The 12,227-nt window shown below is 49.7% G+C and carries 10 protein-coding genes and 1 other annotated feature; of the genes, 7 read left to right on the top strand and 3 right to left on the bottom strand.

The window, feature by feature from the left end; all coding sequences use genetic code 11:
* Positions 1-137: 137 nt before the first annotated feature.
* Complete coding sequence (locus HF569_RS08090) at positions 138-1,592, bottom strand: PH domain-containing protein (protein ID WP_168902035.1); 1,455 nt, start codon at positions 1,590-1,592, stop codon at positions 138-140.
* Positions 1,579-2,055, bottom strand: a complete 477-nt coding sequence (locus tag HF569_RS08095) for a PH domain-containing protein (protein WP_168902036.1) — start codon at positions 2,053-2,055, stop codon at positions 1,579-1,581. Before HF569_RS08095 ends, HF569_RS08090 begins: the two co-directional genes overlap by 14 nt.
* A 901-nt stretch (positions 2,056-2,956) precedes the next feature.
* Between HF569_RS08095 and HF569_RS08100 the strand changes: the two genes are divergently transcribed.
* From HF569_RS08100 to HF569_RS08120, 5 genes are all read left to right on the top strand, one after another.
* A complete protein-coding gene (locus HF569_RS08100; RefSeq protein WP_168902037.1) occupies positions 2,957-3,397 on the top strand; it encodes a nucleoside 2-deoxyribosyltransferase in 441 nt (146 codons plus the stop codon).
* A gap of 135 nt (positions 3,398-3,532) precedes the next feature.
* Positions 3,533-4,945: a cytosine permease gene (locus tag HF569_RS08105; RefSeq protein WP_168902038.1), complete on the top strand. Its 1,413-nt coding sequence runs from the start codon at positions 3,533-3,535 to the stop codon at positions 4,943-4,945.
* A 902-nt stretch (positions 4,946-5,847) separates the two neighbouring features.
* Complete coding sequence (locus HF569_RS08110; protein ID WP_168849682.1) at positions 5,848-6,090, top strand: hypothetical protein; 243 nt, start codon at positions 5,848-5,850, stop codon at positions 6,088-6,090.
* A gap of 128 nt (positions 6,091-6,218) precedes the next feature.
* The gene (locus HF569_RS08115; RefSeq protein WP_168902039.1) at positions 6,219-7,706 is read left to right on the top strand and encodes a helix-turn-helix domain-containing protein; all 1,488 of its coding nucleotides are present in this window, start codon (positions 6,219-6,221) and stop codon (positions 7,704-7,706) included.
* Positions 7,707-7,890: 184 nt separating this feature from the next.
* The gene (locus HF569_RS08120; RefSeq protein ID WP_168902040.1) at positions 7,891-8,274 is read left to right on the top strand and encodes a MarR family winged helix-turn-helix transcriptional regulator; all 384 of its coding nucleotides are present in this window, start codon (positions 7,891-7,893) and stop codon (positions 8,272-8,274) included.
* Positions 8,275-8,400: 126 nt separating this feature from the next.
* Here the strand turns inward: HF569_RS08120 and HF569_RS08125 are convergent, their stop codons facing one another.
* Positions 8,401-8,631, bottom strand: coding sequence for a hypothetical protein (locus tag HF569_RS08125; protein WP_168849679.1), 231 nt, complete (start codon positions 8,629-8,631; stop codon positions 8,401-8,403).
* Between the two features lie 204 nt (positions 8,632-8,835).
* Between HF569_RS08125 and HF569_RS08130 the strand changes: the two genes are divergently transcribed.
* Together HF569_RS08130 and tyrS are read left to right on the top strand one after the other, a co-directional pair.
* Positions 8,836-10,206: an Nramp family divalent metal transporter gene (locus HF569_RS08130; protein ID WP_168902041.1), complete on the top strand. Its 1,371-nt coding sequence runs from the start codon at positions 8,836-8,838 to the stop codon at positions 10,204-10,206.
* A 46-nt stretch (positions 10,207-10,252) separates the two neighbouring features.
* Positions 10,253-10,450 (top strand) — a binding site (T-box leader).
* 57 nt (positions 10,451-10,507) lie between these two features.
* Positions 10,508-11,767: a tyrosine--tRNA ligase gene (gene tyrS, locus HF569_RS08135; RefSeq protein ID WP_168849677.1), complete on the top strand. Its 1,260-nt coding sequence runs from the start codon at positions 10,508-10,510 to the stop codon at positions 11,765-11,767.
* The last annotated feature ends 460 nt before the right edge of the window (positions 11,768-12,227 follow it).

Here is a 12,227-nt window from a genome sequence, read left to right on the forward strand (position 1 = left end):
TGTTGTAGGTTGTAGGATAAATCTTAAGTTTTAGTTAGGGTGTGAAAATAGTGGTCACTTTTTTCCTGAAAATGACATTAGTAGCTGAGTAGGTACCCGCTTAGAGATCCCGTCCCCGAGCCAAGCGGCAAGTCGCTTTAAACGGTATGGAGATACCAGTCGTAGACCCGTTGCGCCTGCTCAGCCCGTAAGTAGCGGAGTTCGATGGCTTGGTTTTTATTGCCGTGCCGGACGTTGACAGTCAGGTGCATGAGCTGCTTTTTTTTCATCCAGACGGATTGTTGTAGCCGGACCGATTGAATCGTCTCCACGGGGACGTAATAGGTTTCCTTGGTCCATACGTGACCGGTTTGTAGTGCCAATAAGGTAGGGGTCACGAGCCCGCCCCCCGTTTGACGCGCGGCAAAGAGGCCCTGGAAGTACGCGATAGCCACGAGGATGGCAAGTGCCCACCACCAGTGGGGCAGAAAATAGCCAACGATGACAACGGGCGCGAGGACCACGAGTAGCGCGTTGCGAACGAGGTACCATTTACGCCGATCGGTCACGGACAAGCTACTGAGATCCGGCGCATGGTCCGGCAGTAAATCAACGAATGGTGCGGCTACATCATACAGCTGAGCTTGTGGCACAGCGGGAAGAATGACCAAGTCGTCGCTATCGTCTTTGGCTGCGGCCTTGGAAGCCAGTAGTACCTGAACGGTTTGAATGTGGAGCCACTGCCGGAAGACGTTTTGTTTCACCCGCACCGCCTGAATCCGCTTGAGCGGTGCCGTGATGGTGTTGCGCTGGACGAGGCCCTTAGCCGTCTGCAGTTGATCATCACGCAGAGCGACGTCAAAGTGGAAGTAACGAAAATAGGTCCACATGAAGGCGGCGACCCAAGCGACTAGGATCACGAGTAGGGCGCCACCTACGAGCACAACAATAGCCAGGTGACTGGCATCATTGATGAAGGCATCGGTCCATTTGCGGGGAATCTTGTTGTACATGGCGAGTAACACCAAGAGTAAAGGGATGAACCCCGTCGACGTGATGGCAAATTTTAACAGCGTCCGATTATCAATTCGATAATGGGCCGTGGCGGCCGTCGTGGCTGACGGTGCCGAAGCAGCTGAGTCTGGGTCCAGTGGTTCAGTTGGGGTTACGGCGGCCGGCGTAGGCGTTGCTTGGCGATATCGGTCAATCTCGCTGGCGAGGGAAGTCGGTACCGCGGCCAGGCCCGCCTCGGGCTTGTTGTCATCGTGACTAGCGGTTTCGATGACCAATTCCTCTAGTTTGAAGGGGGCCAGGAAGAACCATTGTTTCCGCTGAACGGTTTGAATCCGCGAATAGGGAATGTGTTCGTGGTGACGGACCAAGACGCCGGAGTTGATCTCCACCGCTTCCGGGGTGATCCGATAACTCAGCGTCGCCCACCGCACGATAGGCCAGATGAGAATGGCAAAGATCAACAGGGTCCAGCCGAGGGCGAACCACAGCGGTTGACGGTAGAGGGTTAGCAGTAACAGAAATAAGTACCAATAATCCTTAATCGCGGTGGCCATGTGAAGCAATAATCCGAGTGGATGCGTTCGTTTAGGCTTGGTCATGGCGGGCCTCCCGCGCGAGCCGCATGATTTGATCGCGCAATGCTTCGGCCTCCGCCAATTCAAGGCCTTCAATCCCATGATTAGTCGAGGCGGTGGCAATGGAAACCTTGGTCAATTTCTGCCATTGCAGCAAGGGCCCCGCGTTGAGCGTGACATTTTGCACGCGTGCGATGGGGATGGCGACCCGCTTTTTGAAGATGAAACCGGACTGCATTTCCACGGCAGCCGCAGAAATTTGGTAACGGGTGAACCGATAACGGTAGGGAATAAGTGCCGCTTCGATGATGGGTTCCAGAATGGTGAAGGCGGCAAAAGTGGTGACTAGCCAGAATGGCCAATTCCAGTAACGGTAGGTGAGCCAGATAAGGCCAGTGATAATAAGCAACGCAATGAAACTTCCTAGCGCGCTGAGCCCCCAGATGAGTTTGATCCGTGGGGGTAAATGATGATTTTCAGCTGACATAGATGCAAAAAACTCCTCTCCTGATGTTCTAAGTGTAGCAAGCAAACGGCTACCTGACAACTCGCGATGAACAAGCTGATAGTTCAAAACGTCCAGGGTAAACTAGGGCCTGTCACATCCCTGCGGCTGTCAACGGTTCCGGCTGCTATGGGGAACGCCTGCGGCCTGAGAAGCGGTCTTCCGGCTCGGTTGAAAGCCTGACCAAGGTCGTCAGTCTTCCAACACGTCCCACGCTGTAAACCGAGTGAAAAACCTCGGTCAACAGCGTCGACACAGCTGCCTCCACCATTGACCTCCTCCGGTTACATTGCAGATTTACACTGATACTTTTAGAGAATAGGCCACGTTATCTTGTTTCAGATCAACCCGATTAGGTAGCCGTGAGTGAGCCAACTTTGGGCTCAGCCGTGGGATTTACCAAGTGGTTTACTTGGTAAATGGCGTCTTTGAGACGTGTTCTTTGCGGCTCAAAGCGAGGCCAGAGACCGCCCTGTGGTTCTGGCCGTCCTCTCCACAGCGTTCCAGCCCAAAGTTGGCGAACGGTAAGGCGGCAGGAGTGATCCAGGTTAGATATTATCTGAGTATGACGATGCTCATAAAAGGCTCGTTAAACCGGTTAGTTTGAAAATTTGTTGAAGCTAGTGTGGCGGGAAGTTTACCGTTTGACCTCGAACAAATTTAGCGGATTGGGGTTTGACGAATGACCGGTCTGTCCGTATAATACTTAACAACAACCAAATAAGTCCTTTTAAATTAGTCCCGTGAGGCTAACAAAGGTACGGTAGAAGTCATTTGTGTGCGCCTAGAACATGAGTGAACCTAGCGGCCGGAATTCCTGCGGGATTCGGCCGCTTTTTTCATGCCGAGAGGGTTGAAATCGAATTGATGGAGGAATTTAGTTATGTCACAGATTTACGTTGCGAGTCCATTCTTTAGTCCCGAACAGGTTGACCGAGTTAAGCGGGTGGAGGCAGCTTTGGAAGCCAACCCCACGGTTAAGGATTTCTACTCACCCCGGCTCCATCAAGACGCTGCTAACGAACAATTTACGAAGCCTTGGGCAACGGAAATTTTCCATCGCGATATGGATCAAATTGCGGCAGCGGAGGTCATCGTCACGGTCATCGACTTTGAAGCCAAGAACGTGGATTCCGGTACCGCCTATGAGTTAGGCGTGGCGACGATGAGTAACAAGCCGATCATCGCGATTCAGGAAAAGGAAGAGGCCGTCAACTTGATGATTACCGAGAGTATGCACTGGTACACCAAGAACGTCGCTGATCTTGAAACGTATGATTTCACGAAACGACCAAACGGAGAATTCGTCGGCCAAATTCTATAAAAAGGTTTACACCGCGCCAGAACCTCAACGAGCGCGGTGCTACATAGGCCGTTCGTTGGGAAACGGTCAGCATCATCTAACTGAATCATGAGTCACAGCAGTTCGCAGCATTCGAAAAGAGAAAGGTGAGAACGTATGGCACAAGAGATGAAAGCAACGGTAACAAAGACAGCGAAGGCATTTGGTAAAGTTGAGTCGATTCCGAGTGAACGGCGGCACATGTCCAATTGGGATTTATTTGCGACTTGGGTGGGCGCTAATGCCAATAATGGGACTTGGTACATTGGTGGGGTCATTGCAGCCTGTGGGTTTCTGACGGCATCAACCACGTTAATTGTGGTGGGCTTGATTTCCTACGCCTTGCTTGCGGTGGCCAGCTACATGGGCTACCGGACGGGACTACCGGCAATGGCGCTAACCCGCGCATCGTTTGGGTTGCGGGGCAGCTTCATTCCTTCAGTCATCAACGTCATTCAGTTCATTGGTTGGGCTGCGGTTAATACTTTCATCGCGGCAACTTCGATCAGCTATATTTTTGGGGAATTATTCGGCTGGCCGCTGTATGGCAAACCCGGCGGCACTTTTGGCCTGATCGTTGGGATTGTCATCATGAGTGTCCTACATTTATTGAGTATTTCGCTCGGTGAACGGTCGGTCCGGTTGATTGAACGGGTCGGGATCATCTTAGTGGTTGTCTTCGTGCTCTGGGAATCAGTGGTCGTCTTTCAGACGGTTTCGTTCAGCGATATCATCGGCTGGCAGCCACCCCATAGTTTGAAGATGTCTTCGGGGGTAGCGGCTGATACTTTGGCGGCCTTCAACCTGGCTTGGGTGACGGCGGCGTCGGATTTCAGTCGGTTTACGAATAAACAGTCAGCGGCCACCAAGGCCAGCTTCTTAGGCGCTAACTTTGGCTTGTTCTGGTTCGCCTTCATCGGGCTCTTTGCCACGATTGGAACGGCGGTTTCACTGAACCATTTCGATCCTAACAATTCTGATCCTAGTACGGTTGCTGCTAAATTAGGCTTGGGGATCATCGCCTTGCTGGTGATCGTGCTGACGAGTACCACGGCCAATGCCGTTAACCTGATGTCGGCTGGCTCGGCGCTAACCAATATGACCCATCGGTTGTCCCTAAACGTTAGCCTGTGGATTGTGACGTTGGCCGCCACGGCGGTGACCTTTATTCCGGTCTATCTTGCCAGCTTCTTGGACGTGTTCGAGACGTTCCTGGATGGGATTGGTATGTTCTTGGGGCCTGAGATTGCCATCTTCCTGGTAGACTACTTCTTCTTAAAAGGAAAGCAGTATCGACTCAGCGAATTTACCAAGGTCCACGGGGCTTACTGGTATGCTCACGGGGTAAACTGGGTCGCCGTTGCCAGCTGGGGATTAGGTGTGGTCGCTTATTGGGGACTGAAACAAGTGCCGGCCATCGCAACGACGATTGGCGCCACGTTCATTGCCATGGCGATTACGGCGGTCATCTATTTAATCGGCATGCGGGTCACGCGGACCCCAGCCAATGCAGCGAATGCTAACAATTAAAGGGTGAAAGTCTAACAACTATAGTCGAACTAGGACTAGCGACTTGGTAGTCCTTTCGCCTAAAAGTGCCTGCCTTATGCCAATAGCGGGAAGTATTCGTACCGTCAAGTTAGCGTAAACTGGTCGCACTACGGCTGCCAGAAATTCCGACTGCTGTGGGGACCGCCTGCGGCCTGAGAAGCGGTCCTCCGGCTCGGTTGGAAGCCCGGCAAGTTCACCGGTCTTCCAACACGTCCCACGCTGTAAGCCGAGAAACGGCTAACGCCGTCGACACAGCTGGCTCCATCCCTGGCCTCCTTCGGCGTTGGTTGTGTTTTACCAAGACACTGGTTGAAAAGCATGGCGACTTAGTGGCTTCGATAAAATTGATAGCGACTATGACAGTTATGACCTCAGTTACCTAAGAACGCCGTGTTAGCCGTGAGTTCGGCAGCTATGGGCTCAGGCGCGTCGTTCTACTTAGTCAGTAAGTGACTTGCTTACTGGCTTAGTAGAAAACCAAGCTTGTAGACTCGGCACTTTCGAGGCTTCAAGTTGTGTTCGCACCGATCCAGCCCATAGCTGTCGACCGGTAAGGCGAAAGAAACCACTGAGATGCCCAGTGCTAGTCCTGTTGTTAGGACTGGTATGGCCGATGTCTATTTAATAATGTAGAAGAAACTAGCGCAGCCCATCATTCCTAACGGCGATGATGGGCTGCGCTTATTGGTTTTTCGCACGGGTAGTTGAGGACGGACACTTAACTTTGTCAGCCACTTGATTTCCGCTAATTCGGGGGATCACGTATGCTTAAAGCAGGTTGACTAGGCGTTGGTCGCAAAATTCGCGAGCAACGATTCACAGCGACTTTTGGCGAACGTGTTAGAATGAATGTGAGAAGACAGTATAGGAGGGTGATCAGTATGATGCAACAAATGCCGATTTTACCACTAGTGGAACGGTTGACAACTGGTAAGAGTGTGACACTAACCACCAGCGATGGGCAGAATGTGCTTATTCAACCTGAAGTCGTTGCGGGCCAGTTAACGGGAAATTACGTAAGTAGTGCGCTTCCGGGTATTCGTTACGATGATCCCCGGATTATTCTGAAGGAAACACTGACAGAATTTGATACACGCAACGTGACCATTTCTAGCATTGACTAGCCGACTGAGTAAAAGTCAGCCTGAGAATAGGCGACTTGGCAACTAATTAAGAATAATGGTGGAACGACTCCCTGACGATGGCCGTGAGGGGGCTTTCGTTTATACCAGGCGAATGAGAAGTGAGAAAATTGAAGATCGACTTTGCGATGTTAACGGCCAGAGAGACGTTGAAGATTCGGCTGTTGACCTTTATTAATGATGAGAAACGTCACTTCAGTTTAACGGAATTCGCTGAAATGACGGACGTGAGTTACTCGCGGGCCTATCACATCTTGCTCAACTTGCGGAGCGACCTGGAATTGCTAGATCCGCAGACGCAATTGACTAAGGATGATTTAGTGACCACCGTCACGATGGATGATTATCGTCACTGGCTGTATTGTCAGAGCATTCCGTACCAGGCGATCTTGGCGACGCTCAAACAGAATTATCAACAAGCCAGTGACTTTTGTGCTGATTTGGGAATCAGTACCTCCACGTTCAATCGGCGGATGAAGGCGATGAAACAGCAACTGGCGCAGTATAATCTGCAATTAACGGCCAATCCCTTGCGGTTGGAGGGTGATGAGACGCTCTGCCAGTTATTGTATTTCATGTTGTTCAGTACGACGCTGACGTCGCTGGAGGAACTTCCCCGCTTATCGGCGAAAATGACGATTCTGCACGATGAAATTATGCAGACCTATGCGAATACGGGAATCTTTCAGGAATCGGCTAGTCTGACGCAGCGTAAGAATCTGCTGGTTACCTTGGCGTTATTGCGGTTGGAGCGCGGGTATCGCTATGCACCGTTGCGTTTTCCGTTGGGACACTTGACGGATTTACGAAATTTGGCGCGGGCATTCCAGCAGCAGTTAGGCGACACGCCGCAGCAGGCTTTGACTGAGTTAGCAACGCTAGACTACTTGCTGACCAGCTCGCCATACTTTGTGCGGGCATTACAGCCCCAAGCCATGCAACGGCTGTACTCGGGCTTGAAGCAACAGGCCAGTGGATATGAATTAGCGCCGGATGTGCGGGAGCTACGCGACTACGCGACGGGACGTGATTGGTTTGCCAACTGGCTGTTTTCGCTGTGCCAGTTCATGCTGCTTTTCCGGGTTGATCCCCTGTTGCGACCGGAAATTACGGCGCTGTATCAGCCAACCGAATCGTCTATGACGGCCGCGGCGTCGTTGGCCAAAAATATGGGCAAGCTGTATCCCGGACAGGTGGCGGCGACGGACGTGCGCTTAGTTCAGAAGCATTTGAGCAAATACACGAATGGACTGACGCTGACCGAAGCGCGGGTTGAAATCTTGGTGACGTATGACATGATCGGCGTGACCACGGACATTTTTAATCGCTTGCTGAGTGGCGTGGTTCACTTGCGCCTGCTGACGGACCAAACGGTGATTAATCCGCAGAATCGGGATAATTATCTCATTATCTACGGCGTCGATCCGTTAGCAGTCGGTTTTGCCAATCGTCATCGGATCGAGGCTTTCCATTGGGTTAAGGAGTTGGCCTACGGTGAGAATTTGGATCGGTTGATTCGCGTCTTACGGCATCATGAATTGTCGCTGTTTGCGCTGGACTTCAATAACCGAACCCATCCACTGGAGGAAGATTTATAACGACCGTCATCATTAAAGTGACCAAAGGACCTGAGTTTGCGCAGGTCCTTTTTCGTACGATTGAGCAATGTTTTTGGGTCAAAACAGAATATATGGATAACTAATTGTGCGATGAGATTGTTTTATTGTAGAAAGTCAATGGTATAATGAAATCGGATACACTTTGGCGAGAAGGAGCGTGGAAATGGTGGAACATCAGCAATTGCGAAAATTGACTAAAATCTATGGTTTAGTGACCCAGTGCTACAATCAACCGTTGGAAGAACTTGAACTTAATTTGCCGCAATGCCAGCTGTTGACCTACGTTTCGGGCGAAGAGCTCTCAGTGGCACAGGCTGCGCAACGGTTGGGGTTCTCGCCAACACGAACCTCGAATCTGGTGGTCGATCTCTGTAAGCGCGGATATTTGAGTCAACGCGTCGCTGAGAAGGATCGGCGCCGGCGGTACTTAGCCCTCACCGTGCTGGGGAAAAAAGATTTGCAACTTATCCAAGCCAAGTTGCCAGGGATGCTGGATGAGACGCTGAAGCATTTGCATCAGGTGGGCAACGCACTGGAGGTCCATTAAGAGAGACCGTCAAGAATTCTATCTGCTGGGGGGCGTCTCAGTCTGGCAGGAAAGCAGCAGCTCACGCCATTTTCAACCGTGAGCGTTTAAATTTAAGAAAATAAAAAACCGGTTAGTCGACATGACTTACCGGTTTTTAGCTTGCGATTTAATTTGAAGGGTGGCGTGGCGGCGTGTCCATAAGTCGGCGATGACGCCGCTGATCAGAACCGTGATGAGGCCAGCGGCACCGAGTCCGCCTAAACCAATTGCGGCTGGCGTAATCTGCCATTTAATTAAAGCGGCCAGAGCCCCCAGTGTGAGGATGGCAATGAAGAGGGGGGCCAATAGTTCAATGAAAATTTTTGTATGTTGCACGAGAACACCGCTTTCTGTAAAAAAATAAATATAAAAAGTATTATGCTGCAAGCCACCTGAAAACACAAGGAAAATTTGCATTTTAGGGATTATTAGTTTAATGGATAATATAAAATTAAAGTTTGGGACGGTTAAAAAAGTCTTTACAATAGTTGTTCTACCAGTATAATTGGTTGATAACTAAGAGATAGAGGAGTTGAAAATATGACAGACAACGTTTCAACGAAATCGACAAAGTTGGCCGGTTACGCAAACGGACCGTCATTGGAAGAAGTTAATGGGACCGTCACGATTCCTAAGGAAAAAGGGTTCTTGAAGAATTTAATGGCCTTTTCCGGGCCAGGGGCTCTGGTCGCCGTGGGGTATATGGATCCAGGGAACTGGGTAACGTCGATCGGTGGTGGGGCCAAGTATGGCTACCTGCTGATGTCGGTGATCTTGATGTCGAGTTTAATCGCAATGTTACTACAATACATGGCGGCTAAACTGGGCATTGTGACGCAGATGGATTTGGCACAGGCGACTCGCGCTCACACGAGTAAGCGAATCGGGGCTGTGCTGTGGGTAGTCACTGAATTGGCCATCATGGCAACTGATATTGCCGAGGTCATTGGAGGCGCGATCGCCCTGCAATTACTGTTCGGCGTACCGTTAGTCTTAGGGGTATCGTTGACCGTCTTTGATGTTTTATTACTATTATTATTAACGAAATTGGGCTTCCGTAAAATTGAAGCAATTGTGATTTGTTTGATTACGGTTATTCTGGTGGTCTTTGCTTACGAAGTGATTATTGCGCAACCTAACATGGGCGCGGCCGTGGCAAACTTCATTCCGCGCACGGAGATTATGCATCCGGGTCAACTGACGATGGCGTTGGGAATTGTCGGTGCGACGGTGATGCCACACAACCTGTACTTGCACTCGTCGATCTCGCAAACGCGAAAGTTCAACCGTGAAGATCCGGAAGAAATGCGGCGGGCAGTGAAGTTCACGACTTGGGACTCCAACATCCAGTTATTCGGTGCATTTATCATTAACTGTTTACTCCTATTGCTGGGGGCGGCGATGTTCTTCGGCAAAGGAACGGATCAACTGGGAACTTTTGGTAACTTGTACGCTGCGTTGCAGGACAACCACTTGGCTGGGGCAGTTGCTTCGCCGTTATTGTCAACGTTATTTGCCGTTGCGCTGTTGGCTTCTGGACAGAACTCGACGATTACGGGAACGTTGACTGGGCAAGTCATCATGGAAGGCTTTATCAACTTGAAGATTCCTCTGTGGGTGCGGCGGTTAGTCACGCGGTTGATCTCAGTGGTGCCGGTCATTATTTGTACGATCATCTACGGCGGCAATGAGACGGCACTGGACAACCTGTTGGTGAACTCGCAAGTCTTCCTGTCGATTGCGTTGCCATTTTCCATGATTCCCCTGACGATGTTCACCTCATCAAAGAAAATTATGGGTGAGGAGTACGTCAACAAGCGGTGGATCACGGTGATGGCGTGGACGTGTACGATTGTGCTGACCCTGCTGAACATCCAAATTGTGTGGGAAAGCATTCAGAGCTTCTTTTAAGCGCGAAGGATATTGACATTTGGCAGGACTCCCGGTATCATCGACATCATAAGCGTTGAATCAGTCGAGTAGTGGGTGCGGCTCCGGTCAAGAAATCTGACGGTGCTGGGAGTCGGAACGTCCGTAACCATGAATTACGCTGAGGAGCGGCCAAGTGATTGGCGGGTCATTCCGTTAAAGATGACGAGCGGTTGTCAATTGACAACAACTTGGGTGGTAACGCGGATTTCAATTCGTCCCTGATGGCAATAATGCCATTGGGGACTTTTTTATTGAGAGATTATTCTTAGGAGGAACAAAAATGTCAATTATTGATGAGTTAAAATGGCGTGGCGCGATTAACCAGCAGACTGACGAAGCTGGCCTGGCAGAATTAGTCAATGATAAGGCGGTGGGCTTGTACGTTGGAATTGATCCAACCGGAGATTCCATGCATATCGGACACTTAATCCCATTCATGATTTTGAAACGGTTCCAGTTAGCTGGTCACCGGCCATACATTGTGATTGGTGGGGCGACGGGGTCAATCGGTGACCCTTCAGGTAAGAAGTCGGAACGGGTCTTGCAGACAATGGACCAAGTGCGGCACAATCAGGATTGCTTGACGAAGCAGATGGAACACCTCTTTGGTCAAGACGGGACTTTCAAAATTGTAAACAACTACGACTGGTTATCCAAGATCTCCCTGCTTGATTTCTTACGGGATTACGGTAAGCTGTTTAACGTGAATAACATGTTGAACAAGGAAGTCGTTGCTTCACGGTTAGAGGTCGGGATTTCCTACACAGAATTCACTTATCAAATCTTACAGTCCATTGATTTCATGCACTTGTTTGACAAAGAAGATGTGCAGTTACAAATTGGTGGCGCCGATCAGTGGGGGAACATTACGGCTGGAATTGATCTCATCCACAAACTTAAGGGTGGGGATGCGAAGGCTTACGGTTTGACGATCCCATTACTATTGAAGGAAGACGGCACGAAGTTCGGTAAGTCTGAAGGCGGCAACGTTTGGCTTGACCCTGAAAAGACGTCACCATACGAGTTCTACCAATTCTGGATTAACACGAATGACAAAGACGTGATTAAGTTACTGAAGTACTTCACGTTCTTAGATCAAGATCAGATTAAGGAATTGGAAACGGCCGTCGCTACTCACCCAGAGAAGCGGGAAGCTCAGATTCGGTTAGCTGAAGAAGTGACTGAATTTGTCCACGGCCATGACGCGGTTGTTGAAGCCCAACATATCACGAAGGCCCTGTTCTCTGGTGATGTTGCTGATTTAACGGCTAGTGAAATTGAACAAGGCTTCAAGAAGATGCCATCCGTAACGGTTAGTGCGGATAAGAAGAACCTGGTTGAATGGCTGGTTGACGATACGAAGATTGAATCGTCCCGGCGTCAAGCGCGCGAAGACTTAACCAACGGTGCGATTCGCATTAATGGTGAGAAGGTAACGGATACCCAAGCAGAGGTAGATCCTAATAGTGCGTTTGATGGTAAGTTTGTTATTGTTCGACGCGGTAAAAAGCGGTACTTCTTAGTACGGATTGCACATTAAGAATTAGCTTGAATGAAGGCGTAGTGATCATTTTTGATTGCTACGCTTTTTTACGGTCAAAATAAACCCGAACGGACAAGCCTCTTGGCAGAGGGAACACACGGCCGTCAATTAACAATTTATATGCTTTCAGACATAGGCTTTGCCTTTGAAAAAAGATTGATTTATTTTCAACTTTTAGTTGACGCCAAGGGCTTTTACTTGGTATAGTTATATACGTTGTCAAGGCGATTCACCAACTATACCAATTTGATATTTCAAAATTAGGTGTTGACGAGTTCTTGATAACGTGATATTCTGTGTAGGTTGTCGCGTTTATCACGGCAATGAGCAAGAAACGTTGTTAGATCAAACTTCTTGTTGACATCAAATCAGTAACATGATATGATAATTAAGCTGATTGCTTCGGTAATCGCTTAGGTAGACCTTTGAAAACTGAACATTGTTTCGACAAACCAAA

It is taken from the genome of Levilactobacillus tujiorum (genome assembly GCF_012641185.1).
In the GTDB taxonomy this organism is placed as follows: Bacteria; Bacillota; Bacilli; order Lactobacillales; family Lactobacillaceae; genus Levilactobacillus; species Levilactobacillus tujiorum.